Annotated in this window: 12 protein-coding genes; 5 read left to right on the forward strand and 7 right to left on the reverse strand. The window is 64.5% G+C overall.

The window, feature by feature from the left end; genetic code table 11:
* Window positions 1-109 precede the first annotated feature (109 nt).
* Both ACS92L_RS11550 and ACS92L_RS11555 read left to right on the forward strand, forming a co-directional pair.
* On the forward strand, window positions 110-301 hold the full coding sequence (locus ACS92L_RS11550; RefSeq protein WP_438765039.1) for a hypothetical protein: 192 nt from the start codon (window positions 110-112) through the stop codon (window positions 299-301).
* A gap of 96 nt (window positions 302-397) precedes the next feature.
* Window positions 398-1,600 (forward strand): MFS transporter, encoded by a 1,203-nt coding sequence (locus tag ACS92L_RS11555; RefSeq protein WP_438765041.1) that lies wholly within the window; start codon window positions 398-400, stop codon window positions 1,598-1,600.
* A gap of 3 nt (window positions 1,601-1,603) precedes the next feature.
* On the opposite strand, the gene ACS92L_RS11560 is transcribed toward ACS92L_RS11555, so the two are convergent.
* Both ACS92L_RS11560 and ACS92L_RS11565 read right to left on the reverse strand, forming a co-directional pair.
* Window positions 1,604-3,223, reverse strand: coding sequence for an L-lactate permease (locus tag ACS92L_RS11560; RefSeq protein WP_438765043.1), 1,620 nt, complete (start codon window positions 3,221-3,223; stop codon window positions 1,604-1,606).
* 25 nt (window positions 3,224-3,248) lie between these two features.
* Entirely contained in the window at window positions 3,249-4,268 is a 1,020-nt protein-coding gene (locus ACS92L_RS11565; protein WP_438765045.1) for a 2-hydroxyacid dehydrogenase, read from the reverse strand.
* Window positions 4,269-4,490: 222 nt separating this feature from the next.
* On the opposite strand from ACS92L_RS11565, the gene ACS92L_RS11570 reads away from it, so the two are divergent.
* From ACS92L_RS11570 to ACS92L_RS11580, 3 genes are read left to right on the forward strand one after another with little or no spacing between them, the layout of a single operon-like run.
* Window positions 4,491-6,251, forward strand: a complete 1,761-nt coding sequence (locus tag ACS92L_RS11570; protein WP_438765046.1) for an MFS transporter — start codon at window positions 4,491-4,493, stop codon at window positions 6,249-6,251.
* Window positions 6,252-6,286: 35 nt separating this feature from the next.
* Window positions 6,287-8,284 (forward strand): RecQ family ATP-dependent DNA helicase, encoded by a 1,998-nt coding sequence (locus tag ACS92L_RS11575; protein ID WP_438765048.1) that lies wholly within the window; start codon window positions 6,287-6,289, stop codon window positions 8,282-8,284.
* Window position 8,285: 1 nt separating this feature from the next.
* Window positions 8,286-9,203, forward strand: coding sequence for a histone deacetylase family protein (locus ACS92L_RS11580; protein ID WP_438765049.1), 918 nt, complete (start codon window positions 8,286-8,288; stop codon window positions 9,201-9,203).
* A gap of 59 nt (window positions 9,204-9,262) precedes the next feature.
* On the opposite strand, the gene ACS92L_RS11585 is transcribed toward ACS92L_RS11580, so the two are convergent.
* The 5 genes from ACS92L_RS11585 to hemC all read right to left on the reverse strand — a co-directional run bounded on the left by ACS92L_RS11585 (window position 9,263) and on the right by hemC (window position 16,340).
* On the reverse strand, window positions 9,263-11,974 hold the full coding sequence (locus ACS92L_RS11585; RefSeq protein WP_438765050.1) for a M16 family metallopeptidase: 2,712 nt from the start codon (window positions 11,972-11,974) through the stop codon (window positions 9,263-9,265).
* Window positions 11,975-12,112: 138 nt separating this feature from the next.
* Window positions 12,113-13,333, reverse strand: coding sequence for a heme biosynthesis HemY N-terminal domain-containing protein (locus tag ACS92L_RS11590; RefSeq protein ID WP_438765051.1), 1,221 nt, complete (start codon window positions 13,331-13,333; stop codon window positions 12,113-12,115).
* Entirely contained in the window at window positions 13,330-14,571 is a 1,242-nt protein-coding gene (locus ACS92L_RS11595) for a uroporphyrinogen-III C-methyltransferase (protein WP_438765052.1), read from the reverse strand. Before ACS92L_RS11595 ends, ACS92L_RS11590 begins: the two co-directional genes overlap by 4 nt.
* 17 nt (window positions 14,572-14,588) lie before the next feature.
* Window positions 14,589-15,377 carry a uroporphyrinogen-III synthase gene (locus tag ACS92L_RS11600; protein ID WP_438765053.1) on the reverse strand — a complete coding sequence of 263 codons (789 nt, stop codon included), beginning with the start codon at window positions 15,375-15,377 and terminating at the stop codon, window positions 14,589-14,591.
* A 9-nt stretch (window positions 15,378-15,386) separates the two neighbouring features.
* Window positions 15,387-16,340, reverse strand: a complete 954-nt coding sequence (gene hemC / locus ACS92L_RS11605) for a hydroxymethylbilane synthase (protein WP_438765054.1) — start codon at window positions 16,338-16,340, stop codon at window positions 15,387-15,389.
* Window positions 16,341-16,479 lie beyond the last annotated feature (139 nt).

The following is a 16,479-nucleotide window of genomic DNA, read 5'->3' on the forward strand; positions in this document are numbered from 1 at the left end:
GGTTCGGCCACCACTGCCGGAAATAACGGGAAACACCTGGACTGCTCGCACTTTTGAGCCAGAGACAAGCAGATATCATGGCAGGCACTCTCCATCAGGAACTCATCACATGACCGTCATGACTCGCACGCTGCTTGTTGCGCTTGTACTAAGCCCCCTTCTGGCAGGCTGCAGCTATCAGCCGGCCCGCATCCATCCGGAGCCGGCCGTGATCATTGATGACGGTCATCATGGTCACGGCAATCACCACGGTAACGGCAACTTCTGCCCGCCTGGACAGGCTAAAAAGGGCAACTGCTGAGATAACGGCGCCTTCAGGCGCCGTTTTTTATTTCAGCCTTAAGGCGACCCGCGAGGCAATCTGTACCAGGCTTGCCAGACCACAGGGAGTCTCATCATGTCCGGTTTTACAACCTCGACACAGCGCGCTCCGGGGCGCGCCTCGTTTGTGCTGATCACCTTCGCCTTCTTGATGGCCATGCTGGGCACCACGCTGCCCACGCCGCTCTATCCGATCTATCAGGCGCGGATGGACTACTCCCAGATCATCATCACGGTGATCTTTGCCGCCTATGCCGTGGGCGTGATTACCGCCCTGATCGGTTTCGGCAGCTGGTCGGATCAACTGGGGCGACGACGGCTTTTAATGGCGGGGCTGGCACTGGCCATTGTCAGCAACGTGGTCTTTCTCTCGAGTCCCGAGCTGGTCCCGCTTTTGATTGGCCGGCTGCTGTCGGGCCTGTCGGCGGGCATCTTTACCGGTACGGCCACGGTCGCTGTCATCGAGCAGGCGCCGAGCGAATGGCAAAAGGGCGCCACGCTGACCGCAACGGCCACCAACGTCATGGGGCTGGGCCTGGGGCCGCTGGTGGCGGGCTTGCTGGCGCAGTACGCAGTCTGGCCGCTGCACCTGCCCTATGCGTTGCATATCGTACTGTGCGTGCTGGCCATGGCAGGCGTCTGGTGGGCCCCGGAAACGGTTGAGCGCCCCGAGCGCGTGCGCCTTCGGATCCAGCGCCTCGGTGTCCCCGATGAGGTGCGCGGCGTTTTCGTACCGGCCGGCATCGCAGGCTTTGCAGGCACCGCTGTGCTGGGGCTTTTCACCGCCGCCGTGCCGTCATTCGTCCAAAAGCTCCTGTCGATCGACAATCTGGCCATGATTGGCGTGGTGGTCATTACGCTCTTTATCGCCTCGGCGCTGGGCCAAGCCTGTATGCGCTTTATCCCCGAGCGCCAGCGCCTGATCATCGGCTGTCTGATTCTGGCCGTCGGCGTGCTGGTGGTGGGCGGTGCCATCGGGCTGGCCTCGCTCTGGCTGATGCTTGTCGGCGCGGCCATTTCGGGCGCCGGTCAGGGGCTGACCCTGCGCGCCGGGCTGGGTGAGGTGGTTGGCGCCTCGCCAAAGGATCGCAAAAGCGAGGTCACCTCGACCTACTTTGTGGTGATCTACGTGGCGATCTCGCTGCCGGTGGTGGGGCTGGGCGTGACGGCGGCGATGACCAGCCTGACGGTCGCCGGCATCGCCTTTTCCATCATTGTCGCGGCGCTGGCGCTGACCGCCATGGGGCTTTTGATCCGGCGTCAGCGCCGCGAGGGCTGAAACCTACATCAGCAGAGAGAGCACGAAGGTCCACAGGCAGGCATAGACCAGCAGTGCCAGGCTAAACCGCAGCGTGGCGCGCATGATGTCGGACTCGTGACCCACCAGCCCAACGGCGCCGGCCGCAATGGCGATCGACTGCGGCGAGACGACCTTGGCCATGACGCCGCCGGCGGTATTGGCCGCCACCAGCAGGGCCTGGCTGGTGCCGATCTGTCCGGCCGTGACGGCCTGCAGGTGGGCAAAGAGCACGTTGTTGTTGACCACCGAGCCGGTAATGAACACGCCCAGCCAGCCGATGACTGGCGAAATCAGCGGGAAGGCCCGCCCGGTCTCGGCCAGCGCCAGCCCCAGCGTTGAAGACGTGCCCGAGAAGTTGGCCACATAGGCCACCGCCATCACCAGACATATGGTCGCCAGCGGCTTCCACAGCTCGCGCGCCACATTCACAAGCTGCCCACCGCTCTGACGCAGCGACAGCGTTTTCGAGGTCAGCGTGGTGACGATCACGGCAAGCAGAATGGCCGTGCCGGCCGCCCCCACCAGCTCGATCTTCCACAGTGCCGCCAGCCCGTGGGGTACTGCAGCAATCGGCGGCAGCTCCTGCACCTGCAGATGAAGCCCCGGGATCGGCAGCTGCAGCACGGTGGCGGCCAGTGCCCCACCCGGTGCCAGCAGAGCCCGAAAGGCGGGCAGGCTCCACACCATGATGATGGCGGTCAGAATGTAAAACGGCGACCAGGCCAGCAGCACGGCCTTGAGCGGCCAGCGCTTTGAGCTGACTGCCGGCGCGCCGGGCTGACGATAAAGGTGCCTGGGCCGCCACACCCGCATGAACAGTGCCAGCGCGCCCATGGAGAGCAGCGGCGGCACCACATCCACCAGCTCCGGACCCAGCAGATACAGCACCAGCGCCTGGCTGCCGGAAAACAAAACGCCGACCAGCCCCACCACCGGCCAGGTCTGTTTCAACCCGCGCCAGCCGTCCAGAATCATCACCAGCAGAGCCGGGATGAACAGCGTGGAGAGCTGCAGGATGGCGATCAGCATTGGTGCCAGCGCACTCGTGGTGACCCCGCCCTGCTGTGCCCCGACAATGATGGGAATGCCGATCGCCCCGTAGGCGCCGGCCGCAGCGTTGGCCACCAGACACAGCATGGCCGCCCGAACCGGCTTGAAGCCCAGCTCCACCAGCAGCGCGGCACAGATGGCGATCGGCACACCAAAGCCCGCCGCACCCTCCAGAAAGGCGCCAAAACAAAAGGCGATCAGCAATACCTGAATGCGCTGATCCTCCGAGACGGTGGCGATGCTGGCGCGGATGATCTCGAACTTGCCGCTTTTGACCGCCACCCGGTAAAGCCACACCGCCATCAGCACGATATAACCGATCGGCCAGAGTCCGTTGGCCACACCAAAAAGCGCCGCCATCACGGCTTTTGAAAGCGGCATGTTGAAAAGCCACAGCGCCATGACCAGCGACAGCACAAGCGTCGTAGCCGCCGCCGTCAGCGCCTTGAGCCGGAACACGGTCAGGGCCAGCAAAAAGAACACCATCGGCACGGCCGCCACCAGCGCCGACAGCAGCGGTTGACCAAGCGGATCGTAAAGCTGTTGCCACATGGGCAGACCCTCCCGGGATCAGTAATCAGCGTGCGGTGGCGTCACCCTGCATCAGGGCGTTCTCGCAGTGGGCACCGCGCGACAGGCACAGCAGGTTGTTGAGGGTGACCTGGGCAATCTCGCGCAGGGCCTCGACCGTGAAAAAGCCCTGATGGCCGGTCACCAGCACGTTGGGAAAGGTCATAAGGCGTGAGAACACATCGTCATCGATGATCTCGGAGGAGCGGTCCTTGAAGAACAGTCCGCTCTCCTGCTCGTAGACATCGATGGCCAGTGCGCCGAGCTGGCGTGACTTGAGCGCCTCGATCACCGCGCGGGTATCGATCAGCGCCCCGCGGGAGGTGTTGATCAGCATCGCACCGGGTTTCATGCGTAAAAGCGAGGCTTCATTGATCAGGTGATGGGTGGCCTCCAGCAGCGGGCAGTGCAGCGACACGATATCGGCCTGCGCCAAAAGCGTATCGACCTCCACGATCTCGCCGATGGCGTCAAAGCCCTCGGCCGGAAACGGGTCGCTACCCAGCACCCGACAGCCGAGTCCCTTGAAGATACGCGCCGTGGCCAGACCGATTCGCCCGGTGCCGACGATGCCGACGGTTTTGCCCTGCAGCGTCACGCCCAGCAGGCCATCAAGGGCGAAATTGCCTTCACGCACCCGGTTGAAGGCGCGATGGGTATGGCGATTGAGCGTCATGGCCAGCGCCAGCGCATGCTCGGCGACGGCTTCAGGCGAGTAGGCCGGCACCCGGGCGACGAAAAACCCGAGCCGCTCGGCGGCGGCCAGATCGACATTGTTGAACCCGGCGCAGCGCAGCACGATCGCCTTCACGCCCATGCCGGCCAGCGCTTCAAGCACGGCTTCATCCAGCACGTCGTTGACGAACACGCACACGGCGTCGCTGCCTTCGGCCAGCGCCGTGGTCTGGCGAGTCAGCGTGGTCTCTTGATAGATCAGCTCGAACGGCTGATCGGCAAACCCCTCGAGACGGGCCTCTTCAAAAAAACGTTCATCGTAGGGCTGGGCACTATAAAGCGTGACTTTCATGGAGTCCTCCACAGGATGACTGCTCCGACAGGCGGCTGTTGGCTCGCCACCTTCTACGACTTTAGCAGGGGGTTCGATGACGATTTTGATACAGGACAAACCGGCGAAAAAAGACACGTCCCGGCCTGCCCGGGCGCATGAAACGGCGTAACATGATTTTTAGCCCGGCCCGGTTTTGGACGCGATTGACTGATCAAACGCTATCGACCTGAAGAGTGCCCCATGCTGCAACCCGTATCCCGCCAGAGTGACCTGACGCTTGAAAAAACCGCCCTGCCGCCGCGCCCGGAAAACCTGAGCACCTGGGCACCGCTGTCGATTCCCGCCTTTCGCATCATCTGGATCGCCAACCTGTTCGCCAATCTGGGCGTCTGGGCGCAGTCGGTGGCGGCAGCCTGGGTGGTGACCTCGGCACATGGCAGCCCCGTCATGGTGGCCATGATTCAGGTCGCCGCTGCCGCACCGCTGGTGTTGATGTCGATCGTGACCGGCGTGATCGCCGACAACTACGACCGACGCAAGGTGATGCTCTTCGGGCTTTTTATCGAGGTGCTGGGCGGGGTCTTTATCACCGTTATTGCCTTTATGGGGCTGCTGACACCAATGCTTCTGATTGCCTCGATCCTGTGCGTTTCCGTGGGCGGGGCCATCACCACGCCGGCCTGGCAGGCGGCCGTCAACGAACAGGTGCCGCGCCATCTGGTCAGCAGTGCGGTGCTGCTCAACAGCGTCAACTACAACGCCGCCCGCGCCATTGGCCCGGCCATCGGCGGCATGCTGCTGGCAGCCCTGGGGCCGGCGTGGATCTTTCTGCTCAACGTCCTGTGCTTTTGCACCCTGATCTGGGCACTGTGGCGCTGGCGCCGCGACGTCCCCAAAAAGAGCCTGCCGCCGGAGCGGCTGTGGGAAGGGGTCAAGGCCGCCATTTACTTCACCCAGTACTCCAGCGTGACGCGGCTGATCATGCTGCGCTCGTTCATCTTTGGCATCTCGGCGAGCGCTATCTGGGCGCTGCTGCCGCTTTTGGCCCACGACCACCCCGGCGGCGGCGCCTCGCTCTATGGCTACATGCTGGGCGGGCTGGGGGTGGGCGCGATCGCTGCCAGCATGCTGGTCAACCGGGCGCGCCGGCGGCTGGGCAGCAGTCGGTTGATCAGCGTGGCCGCCATGGTGCTGGGCGGTGTGATGCTGATACTGGGCGCGGTCAATGCGCTCTGGGCGATATTTCCGGCCCTGATCCTCGGCGGCAGCTGCTGGATCGCGGCGGTGGCCTCTTACAACTCCTCCGTGCAGATTCTGGTGCCGGACTGGGTCAAGGCGCGCGCGCTGGCGCTGTATCAGACCGCGCTCTATGCCGGGCTTACCATGGGCTCGTTTCTGTGGGGCAATATGGCCGAGGGCCTGGGCACGCAGACCGCCCTTTTGATGGCCGGCGGATTGCTGCTGGTCTCGGCGCTGGTACTGTTGCCCTCGCGCCTGCCGGCGCTGGACAGCGACAGCCTCATGGTCGCACCGGAAGCGCGCACCGAGGCGCCGGATTTCGAGTTTGACCCGGCCCGCGGCTCGGTCATGGTGACCATCGAGTATCGCATCGAGGCCGATCAGGTCCGCGACTTTGCCCGCGCTGTGCGCCCCCTGCGCCGGCTTCGGCTGCGCAACGGCGCCAAACGCTGGTCGCTGTATCGCGATATCGAAGCGCGTGATCTGTGGCAGGAGGTCTTTCTGGTGCCCAACTGGCTGCAGCATCTGCGCATGCAGGACCGCCAGACCATGGCCGACCGCGCCATCATCGAACGGGTCGCTGCCATGCATGTCGGGCCCGAGCCGCCGCGCATGCGCCACGGCGTGAGCTATCGCACCGCCCGCTACGAAGGCGAAGGCGCCGCCCTCAGGCCGGTGCAGACCGACGCGCCGGATGAGCACGCGCCCTGGGCGGAAGAGGATCATCACGCAGACCCTGACAGTTCGCGCCCCGGGCGTTAGGCTGTCGCTCCCTGCCGTGATGACCGGAGTTTTCCATGCCCACTGACGCGACCGCCCCCGCGCGCCACACCCTGAACACGGTCTTCGGCCTTGAAGACTTTCGCCAGGGCCAGGCCCCGGTTATCGAACGGGTGCTGGCCGGGCGCTCCACGGCGGCCATCTTTGCCACCGGCGCCGGCAAGTCGCTGTGTTATCAGCTACCGGCGCTGCATCTGCCGAATCTGACGCTGGTCATTTCGCCGCTGCTGGCGCTGATGCAGGATCAGCTCGCCTTTTTGAAATCCCGCGGCATTGCGGCTGAAAGCATCGACTCCACCATGGACCGCGACGCGGTGCGCGAGGTGATGACCCGCGCGCGTCGCAATGAGCTGAAGATTTTGATGGTCTCGGTCGAGCGGCTGCGTAACGAACGCTTTCGCCACTTCCTCCATCAGATTCCGATCTCGCTGATGGTGATCGACGAGGCCCACTGCATCTCCGAATGGGGCCACAACTTTCGCCCGGACTACCTGCGCCTGCCCGAGTACCAGCGCGAGTTCAACATCCCCCAGGTGCTGCTGCTGACCGCTACCGCCACGCCCGGCGTCATCCAGGACATGGAGCGAAGCTTCGCCATTGCCGAAGGTGATGTCATCACCACCGGTTTTTATCGCCCCAACCTGAACCTGCAGGTGCGCCCGGTGGCGCAACAGCGGCGTGTCGAGGCACTGATCGAGTGGCTGGCGCCGCAGCAGGTGGCCGGGCAGGAAGCCCCCACCATCATCTACGTCACTCTGCAGCAGGGCGCCGAGACGGTGGCAAGGGCGCTGGCCGCCCGCGGCATTCAGGCGCGCGCCTATCACGCGGGCCTGGGGGCCGAAATTCGCGACGAGATCCAGCAGCAGTTCATGCGCGGCGAGGTGCCGGTGATCGTGGCCACCATTGCCTTTGGCATGGGCATCGACAAGCGCAACATCCGTAACGTCGTGCACTTTGACCTGCCCAAATCGATCGAGAACTACAGCCAGGAGATCGGCCGCGCCGGACGTGACGGGGCGCCCTCGACCTGTCTGATGCTGGCCGGGCGCGACGGGCTGGGGGTGCTTGAAAACTTCACCCATGGCGATACGCCCGAGCGCGAGGGCATCCAGCGGGTGCTCGAAGAGATTCAGGCCGCCGGGCAGACGCCGGAGCGCCAGTGGCCGGTGGTGATGAATACGCTCTCGCGGGACAGCAATATCCGGGCGCTGCCGCTGAAAACGCTGCTGGTGCGCCTTGAAATGATGGGGATCATTGCCCCGCGCTTTACCTACCTGGCCGAATATCGCCTGCGCTACGTGCTGTCGCCTTCTGAGCTGGCCGCGAAATTCGAAGGCGAACGCGCCGATTTCATTCGACTGGTGATCGACAACATCCCCATCGCCCGCACCTGGGGCACGGTGGATTTCGAGCGCGTGCATCAGGCCGGGCTTGCCGCCGGCATCGATGCCACCCGCACCCGCGTGATCACCGCGCTTGAGTACTTTCAGGACAAGGGCTGGGTGGTGCTTGAGGGCAAGCGCATGACGGATGTCTTCGAGGTGTGCCAGAGCGATATCGACCCGGCAGGCATGGCGCGCGAGTTGCACGAGGGCTTTTGCACCCGCGAGCACGCCGATATAGAGCGACTGTCACAGATGCTGGCGCTCTTTGAGACCGACACCTGCCTGTCGCGACGTCTGGCGCTGCACTTTGGCGATACGCGCGTGCCCGAACAGTGCGGCCACTGCTCGGTGTGCGACGGCCACGTGGCACGTCTGCCGGCCTCGCCGACGCAGACCTCGCTGGAAGACATCGACTTCGAGGCGCTGGCCGAGCCGCTGATCGCTCGCCATAAGGCGCATTTCAGTCAGCCGCCCACGCCCCAGCGGGTGGCACATTTTCTCTGTGCGCTGGCCATGCCGGTGTTCACGCCGCTCAAGGCGCGAAGTCTTGAAACGTTCGGGGCACTGGAGGGCTATTCGTACCCGCAGGTACGCGCCCGGGCCGAACAGCACCTGGGCACGCGAGGCTGACATGCGCCTGCCGCTGATCCACCATCCGGGCTATACGTTCGAGTGGCCCGAGCGCCATCCCTTTCCGATGGCCAAGTTTCGCGCCCTGCGCCACAGGCTCTCGACGCTGGGCCTGGATGACGACCCGCTGATCGACTGGATCACACCCAAACCGCCCTCCAGCACCCAGCTGCTGCGCGCCCATACGCCGGAGTATCTACAGACCTTCTATCTGGGTGACAGCGACCCGAAGGCCCGAAAGCGCAGCGGCTTTGACTGGTCACCGCAGCTGGTCGAGCGCACCCTGCTGGAAGTGGGCGGCACGCTTTCAACGCTTCGCGCCGCACTCGAGACGGGGCTTGCCTGCAACACCGCCGGCGGCACACATCACGCCTACCCCAACGCCGCCAGCGGCTACTGTCTGCTCAACGACCTGGCCGTGGCCGCCCACGAGGCGATGGCCGTATACGGCGTGACCCGTATTTTGATCATTGACTGCGACGTGCATCAGGGCGATGGCACCGCATTTGCCTTTCAAAACGAGTCGCGCGTGTTTACCTGCTCGATCCACGGCGTGGACAACTTCCCGTTTACCAAGCGCTCAAGCGATCTGGACATCGCCCTGCCCCGCGGCACCGATGACGCGGCCTACCAGAACGTACTGGAACGCGACCTTCCCGCGCTGCTGGACCGCCTTCGCCCCGAGCTGGTGTTTTATGATGCCGGCGCCGATGTGCACGCTGGCGACCGGCTGGGCCATTTCGAGCTGAGTCTGGACGGGATTTACCGACGCGACCTCTATGTATTGCGCCAATGCCGCGAGCGCGGCATTCCGGTGGCGGCGGTCATCGGCGGCGGCTACGACCGCGATCTTGAGGCACTCGTCGAGCGCCACATGCAGCTGTTTGTGGCCGCGCGCGATCTTGTGCGCCAGCCATGAAAAAAGCGCCGGGGGCATGGCCCCGGCGCTTTTGATGACCAACACGTTACGGCCGTTGATTACTGCGCCGTCGGCCCGCGAATGCCGGTGACAAACCCGTCCGGGCGAATATGGGCTCGGAAGGCTTGCTGCACGTCATCGCCTGTGAGCTCAACGAACTGTTCCGCCGCCTTCGTGGTGGCATCCAGCGGCTTGTCGGAGAGCGCCAGACCCAGCAGCGATGCGCTGATCGCGCCGTAGCTGGATGCCTGCAACGGCATCGCTCGCAGCAAAATGCTCTTGGCGCGGTGCAGGTCGCTGTCGCTGACCGGCTCGTTCTGCATGCGCCGGAGGTTATGGATGATCAGCTCGCGCGCCTGGTGGACCTTGTCGGGGTCGCTGCCAAAGCTCACGTTAAAGCGCCCGCGGTGGGCCTTGAGGTCCAGATTCGAGCTGACGCCGTAGACCAGCCCGCGGCGCTCGCGCAGCGCCTGATGCAGCCGTGACGCAAAGTCACCGCTGAGTACCTGGTTGCCCAGAAACAGGGCAAAGCGATCCTCACTGTCGCGGTCGACATCGATCATCTGCGACAGGGTGACCTGTGACTGGCGGGCCTCGCTGTCGGGCGTATTGAACGCGCCGGCCTGATTGAGCGCCACGGCCGGATAGTCCACCTCGGGTTTCGCCCCCTGCGCCTGCCAATCGCCAAAATAGCGCTCGATTTGATCGCGGACCTGCTCGGGGTCGACGTCGCCGACCACGACCATGGTGGTCATGTCCGGGCGCGAGACACGCTCGAAGTACTGCTTTATGTCTTCAAGCGTGACGGCCTCGAGCGACTCGGGCGTCATGTGGCGCTGCTGGGGGTCATCCTCGGGCAACAGTGCCCCGAGCATGGCGTAGGCGTTCTGAAATCCCGGGCTTTTCATGCGACCGGGCAGCGCCTGAGCGTTTTGCGCCTTGATGGTGTTAAAGGCGTCCTCGGAGAAATTCGGATTGAGCTGGTGCTCGGCCAGAAGCGCCAGGCCCGCATCGAAGTTCGCTTTCGCCACGACCAGTCCAAAACGGGTACCGGCGCCCTCTTCGGCGCCCAGCTCGTCGACGGCGGCGCGCAGCGCCCGGCGATCAAGCGACTGGCTGCCGTAGCCGTACATGCCTTCCAGAATATCGCCGACACCCTCCTTGCCCGGTGGCGTCTGCAGATCGTCATTGGTCTTGATGGCGCCGCTTAACATGACGCGGTCGCTGGCAGTTTCGACCTGCACGATCAGGCGCAGGCCGTTATCCAGCCGATAGTCCTTCGGGGCGAGCGTCGAAACCGGAATATCAAGGTTATCAAAGGCGTGCGCGGCCCAGCGGGGCAGCTCGACCGGACCATCGGGCGGGGTGACCAGCTCTTCCGGCTCGCCATAACCGTCGCTGCTGGTCGGCTCGCCGGAGGTTTCCGGCGTCAGCACCGCCGTAATGGCCTGCTCGGGCTTTAAGAGCCTTCTGGCAAGGGCATTGACGTCATCGACGGTGACGGCCTCGTACTGCGCCTTCATGGCCTGCGGTGAATCGAGACCCCGCTTGATCAGGGCATCCGACCAGGCACTGGCCAGCCCCGAGACCGATTCGCGGCTGGCGTCCACCTCGGCGATGATCCGGCGTTTGGCGGCTTCAACCAATGAGGGGTCCACGCCGTTTTCGGTCACCTGCTCGATGATCTCACGCATGCGCGCCTGGATCGGCGCCGGGTCGCCCCCCTGAGGAAAGACCCCCACGGCCATGGCCAGACCCGCGTGCGGCTGGAGCTGACCGCCCATGCCGCCGGCCAGCGCCGTGCCGTCATAGCCCATGGCGGTCAGTTCGCCGCGTTCGGAGCCCAGCACGTCCAGCAGCACCTGGGTGGCGGCAAAGTCGTCATCCTGCAGACCGGGCGTGCGCCAGCCCATGTAGATCGAGCCATAGGGGCTGTTGGTCGCCAGCTCGACGGTGCGCGCCGTCACCGGCTCGAAATCAAAGGCGGGGCGCTCGGACAGGGCCTTTTCGGGGATATCGCCAAACAGTGTCTGCACCCGGGAGAGCGCCTCTTGCGGGTCGACGTCGCCGGCGATGACCAGCGTGGCGTTATTGGGTACGTACCACCGATCGTGGAAGGCCTTCAGGTCGGCGGCGGTGGTGTTGTCAAACGATTCCCGCGTGCCCAGCGGGGTCCAGGCGTAGGGCGTGCCGTGATAAAGCTCCCCGACCAGCTGGGTATAAAAGCGAAAGGCCGGATTGGAAAGATTGCTGGACACCTCCTGCTCGATGGCGCCGCGCTCCTGCGCCCAGTCCGATTCGCTCATGTCGATGGCCTTCATGCGTGAGGCCTCGATATGCAGCGCCACGTCCAGATCATCGGCCGGCACGGTGAAGTGGTACTGAGTGCGATCGTTTTCGGTAAAGGCGTTCATGTTGCCGCCCATGTTGGCCGAAATGACCGAGAGCTGATCCTTGGAAAGCCCCGGACCGCCGCGAAACATCATGTGCTCGACGGCGTGCGCCGTCCCGGGAAAGTCCTCGGAGCCTTCGCTGGAACCCACGTGATAGTTGACCTGGGTGGTCACCACCGGCGCCAAATCGCTGTGCACGATCACGACCTCAAGTCCGTTATCCAGCGTGGCGCGCAGCACGTCATCGCGCTGGTCCTGCGCCTGGGCCACCCCCATGCTCGCCATGACCAGACAAAGCCCGGCCAGACCGCGCCCGGTGCGTGACAGTCGAGCGCGCCACAAAAGGCCGGCGTTACCCGTAATGCCTGTTAACTGCATGTCCATTGATCCCTGACACGTTGATGCGTGACACGCCATAAGAGAAGGACGGCGCGCCTCGATTCGAAAAGACACAAGGCGCGCGGTGGCACCATGAAAAAGAGCGCCCGCAGGCGCTCCATGAAGCCATCGACAAGGCTAGCTGGTGTGTTCGCTGGGCTGCGGCAGCGCCGGCAGCGAGCGGTCCAGCAGCTCCACGCTCTTGCGATAGTAGTGCTGGCTCTTGCTGTGCTGGCCAAGGCTTGCGTAAAGCCTTGCAAGCTCGGCACAGGCCACGCCGCTGGGGCGCTGGCGATGGCTGGCCTCGAAGTACTCCTGCGCCTTGCCCCAGTAGGCGTTGCGCAGCGACAGCCGCCCCAGCGCCATCAAAAGCTCCGGGTCGTTGGGGCGCTCCTGCAGCCACTTTTCGGCGGTGACCAGCTGGCGTTCAGGCTCGACGGAGAGCAGCCCGTAGTGCGCCACCAGGCGGCTGTCCCAGCGGTTGCGCAGTGACTGGCGGATCATGCTTTCAGCTTCGGCGGCATCCCCACCGCGCTCCAGAATGGCTGCCTGCAGCAGCACCAGATCCACATCGCCCTTGAGTTCTTCCGGCATCTCGGCCCACAGCGTGCGGGCCCGGTCATGATCCTGCTGCTGGTCGGCCTGGTTCAAAAGCGCCAGATAGGTGCGACGTTCAAGTACGCGGCGCTCCTCTTCGCTGATCAGGTCGTGACGCTCGAGTTTCGGCAGCAGCCGGCGCATGCCTTCCCAGTCTTCCACGTTGAGATAGGCCTGCTTGAGCAGCTTGAGCACCTGCGGGTGCTCCGGCATCTGGGTCTGCAGTCGCGTCAGGGTGGCGAGCGCCTGCTCGGACTGCTGACGATCCAGCATCAGCTGTGCCTGCATCAGCCCCACGGCGCTGTCGGCGCCCTCGGTGCTGTGGTGCGCCTTTTTCAACAGCTCATCGGCCTGCTCGTGACGGCCCTGATAGTGGGCCGCCAGCGCTGCGGACAGATAGTTGACCAGCGGCGTGGAGGAGTCCTCGGCCGAGCGCGTCAGCGACTGCTCGGCACGCTTCCAGCGCCCCTCGGCCAGCGCCACCAGTCCCTTGACGGTGCGATGCATGGCCTGACGGTTACGCGTGCGGGCATTCCAGAGCTTCATGCGGCTGACCGGACGACGCAGGCGCCAAAGCAGACGCAACACGAAATGCACCACCAGAAAGAGCGCAAACAGCAGCAGCATGCCGAACCAGAAGGAGGTCTGCAGCGAGATGTCGCCCACCCGGATCAGGATGTAGCCCGGCGTGGACATCATCAGCTGGCCGATCAGCGCCCCGGCAGCCAGCCCGACGACAATGAACAGGATCAGCTTTCTCATGAGGACGCCCCCTGACCGTTGCGACGGGCGTTTTGCAGCTTGTTGAGGGCTTCGATCGAGCCGCTGATATCAGGCAGCTCGGGGCTGATATTGCGCTGGCCGAGCTGATTGAGCTGGTCACGCACGCGCTGGACGTTGCTGTCCTCGGTGCGGAAGTAGGTCGTGATCAGCGTGTTGGCGCGCTCAAGGCTTTCACGATAGATCTCTTCGTTGCTGCGCATCACGCCCAGCTGGGCCTGCTCGAGCAAAAGGCGCACGTTCTGGCGTAGATAGCCTTCCTGAGCCGGCGTAATCAGCGCTTCCAGCGGTTCGTCATGACGACGTACCGTGACCAGGTCCTTGAGCTGGGTGCCCATGCGCGAAAGCTGTTCGCGCCAGCCACCGGTAAACAGCGACCCGTCATCCTTTTGCGCGGCAAGCGCCTCGCTTTCCTGCGACAGCGGCAGCGTATCCACCTGATTGGCCATGGCCGAAAGCGTCAGGAACAGACCGTTTTGATCGACCTCGGGCAGACTTTCAAGCTGGGAAAGCTCCGAGGCAATCGCGCGGCGCACCGGCAGCTGGGCCGGGTTGTCGATCTGGCGCAGACGCTGGTCGGCGGTTTCAAGCAGCGACTGTGCACCGCTGATGTCGCGCTCAAGCTGCAGGCGCTGGTTGGCCATGCGCAGCAGGTATTCGATTTCGGCACTTTGCCACTGACGCTCGTCGGTCTGCTGGCTGCGCGTGAGCTCTTCCATCACACGCGACAGCGCCTGATCGTTGTCTTCAAGCTGCGACTCAAGCGAGCTGATGCGCTGATCACGCGAATCCAGCGCGCTTGAGACCTCGCGGGAGGACTGGCTGCTGCTCTGCTGAACCTGATCGACGTCCTGGCGCAGCTGAGCCATGTCGTTGCGCTGCTGCTCGAACAACCAGGCGCCAAAGCCGATGGCGGCAAGCGAGAGCAACAGCAGAACAAGCAGGAGGGGCAGCAGGATCGAACGACGCCCGTTTTTCTCGCGCGGCCGGTGCTCGGGGCGCATGTCACCGGGCTCGAACGCCCGTCCGCTGCTGCTGACGCCGGCATTCGGCGAGGTGGTGCCGGTCATGCTGCCGGTGCGGGCGCTTTCGCCGGCCACCGAGGCGTTCTCTGCGGCGCCGCCTGTCCCGGTACCGGACTGTGCCGGTGCATCGCCCGCAGGCGTGCTGTCGGGAGAGGCGCTGCTGCGATTGTCGTTATCGTTTTCCTGCTTGCTCATTTATCGCTGCCCTTTTTTTAATCGGGTATGCCCGGCGCCTGCTGCCAGGCCATTGCCGAGGTCTCTGCCAATGTCTGCGGCGTGGCATCGCCGGCAATGAAAACACATTCAAAGTGATCCCTGCCTGCCATTGTAGCCAATCGCTGGCTGGAAACGACCAGTGGACGCCTCCGACTGGCTGGCGTGCACCACTGATTGAGGTATTCAAGCTGCTCCTGACTGGTCACGATCAGCAGGGCAAAGTCGCCGCGCTCAAGCAGTGCAGCGGCTTCTGCCTCGGGCGGCTGCAGCTGCCGCTCATAGAGTGACAGCCGTGACACCTCGGCGCCACGTTCAATGAGCGTGTGCTCAATGAGTTCACGCCCCCCCTCCCCTGACACCAGCGCGATGCGCGTGCCCTTGATGTCCTGAAGGCCCGGCAGCGCCAGAAGCGCTTCGCTGGCACTGCCGCTGCCCGTGGCCGGAGCACTGACCTCAACGTCCAGCCCCGCGCGCAGCACATCGGCGGTGCTGACACCGGTGGCATGAAAGTCGATGCCTTCGGGCAGCTGAGGCCAGCGCGCCTCGATGGCCTCGATCAGACAGGCCGCGGCAAACGGGCTGGTGCAGATGATGTGGCGAAAGTTATCCAGATCATACAGGAGCGTGCGCTCGTGTGGGGTCGGCTCGCGTGCGACCAAAGTCATGATGTTGAGCGACCGCGGCGCCAGTCCGACCCGTTCGAGCGCCTGCTCCAGCGCCTGCGCGCGGGCACCGGGGCGAGCGATCAGAGCCGTGGCGGCGTTGTTCGAACACGAAGCGGACATGGCAGACCTTCAGCGCGGCGGGCGCTCGTCAGCATAGACGGCGTCAAGAATGGCGCCGGCACCGCGCGCCAGCAGATCCTCGGCCACCTGAATACCCAGCGCCTGTGGGTCGTCAGCGGGGCCGCGCGCCTCGGCATGAATCACCTGCGAGCCGTCCGGTGCGCCCACCAGCGCTCGCAGCCACAGCGTCTGATCATTGTCTTCCAGCACCGCGTAGCCGCCGATGGGCACCTGGCAGCCGCCTTCAAGGCGCGTGTTCATGGCGCGCTCGGCCAGTACCCGCAGGCTGGAAGGGGGGTCGATCAGCGGGGCAATCAGGGCGCGCAGGGTGTCGTCATCGCTGCGACACTCGATGCCCAGCGCCCCCTGGCCGCAGGCCGGCAGCATCACTTCCGGCGCCAGCCGCTCGGCGATGCGAAAGTCCAGGTTGAGCCGCTCAAGACCGGAGGTGGCCAGCACGATCGCATCGAACTCGCCGGCGTCGAGCTTGCCCAGCCGCGTCTGCACGTTGCCGCGCAGGCTGAGCACCTCAAGGTCCGGACGGGCCGCGCGAATCTGCAGGGCGCGACGCAGGCTCGAGGTACCGATGCGCGCGCCCTGCGGCAGGGCATCGAAATTCGCATGGTCATTGGAGACAAAGGCATCGGTGGGCGCGCCGCGGTCCAGAATGGCGTGCAGGCCGAGCCCGTCGGGGAAGCTCATCGGCACGTCCTTCATGGAGTGCACGGCGATGTCGGCAAGACCGGCCAGCATGGCCTCCTCGAGCTCCTTGACGAACAGGCCCTTGCCGCCAATCTTGGCCAGCGGCGTATCCAGAATGCGATCACCGCGCGTGGACATGCCCACAAGTTCGACCTCAAGGCCTGGGTGCAGGGCTTCAAGACGAGACTTGACGTGTTCCGCCTGCCACAGGGCGAGCTGACTCTTGCGGGTGGCAATTCTGATCGTGGCTCTGTCGGACACGAGCGCTCCTGATAGCGGTCAAAACGAGGGATGCATGATAAAGCAGTGGCGCCCGGCAAAAAACAGTCATTGCAGGCGTCAGGGCGCGTGTGGCGTGCCGACAGGCCATCGACTTCTTGTTACACTGACGCGCCCATGG

This window comes from Kushneria halocnemicola, assembly GCF_965650455.1.
In the GTDB taxonomy this organism is placed as follows: domain Bacteria; phylum Pseudomonadota; class Gammaproteobacteria; order Pseudomonadales; family Halomonadaceae; genus Kushneria.

What these genes read in the sequence shown, in the direction of transcription:
- ACS92L_RS11585 (WP_438765050.1), bottom strand. Translation starts at nt 11,974, where the DNA reads ATGCAGTTAACAGGCATTACGGGTAACGCCGGCCTTTTGTGGCGCGCT.
- ACS92L_RS11590 (WP_438765051.1), bottom strand. Translation starts at nt 13,333, where the DNA reads ATGAGAAAGCTGATCCTGTTCATTGTCGTCGGGCTGGCTGCCGGGGCG.
- ACS92L_RS11595 (WP_438765052.1), bottom strand. Translation starts at nt 14,571, where the DNA reads ATGAGCAAGCAGGAAAACGATAACGACAATCGCAGCAGCGCCTCTCCC.
- ACS92L_RS11600 (WP_438765053.1), bottom strand. Translation starts at nt 15,377, where the DNA reads ATGTCCGCTTCGTGTTCGAACAACGCCGCCACGGCTCTGATCGCTCGC.
- ACS92L_RS11570 (WP_438765046.1), top strand. Translation starts at nt 4,491, where the DNA reads ATGCTGCAACCCGTATCCCGCCAGAGTGACCTGACGCTTGAAAAAACC.
- ACS92L_RS11565 (WP_438765045.1), bottom strand. Translation starts at nt 4,268, where the DNA reads ATGAAAGTCACGCTTTATAGTGCCCAGCCCTACGATGAACGTTTTTTT.
- ACS92L_RS11550 (WP_438765039.1), top strand. Translation starts at nt 110, where the DNA reads ATGACCGTCATGACTCGCACGCTGCTTGTTGCGCTTGTACTAAGCCCC.
- ACS92L_RS11555 (WP_438765041.1), top strand. Translation starts at nt 398, where the DNA reads ATGTCCGGTTTTACAACCTCGACACAGCGCGCTCCGGGGCGCGCCTCG.
- ACS92L_RS11580 (WP_438765049.1), top strand. Translation starts at nt 8,286, where the DNA reads ATGCGCCTGCCGCTGATCCACCATCCGGGCTATACGTTCGAGTGGCCC.
- ACS92L_RS11575 (WP_438765048.1), top strand. Translation starts at nt 6,287, where the DNA reads ATGCCCACTGACGCGACCGCCCCCGCGCGCCACACCCTGAACACGGTC.
- ACS92L_RS11560 (WP_438765043.1), bottom strand. Translation starts at nt 3,223, where the DNA reads ATGTGGCAACAGCTTTACGATCCGCTTGGTCAACCGCTGCTGTCGGCG.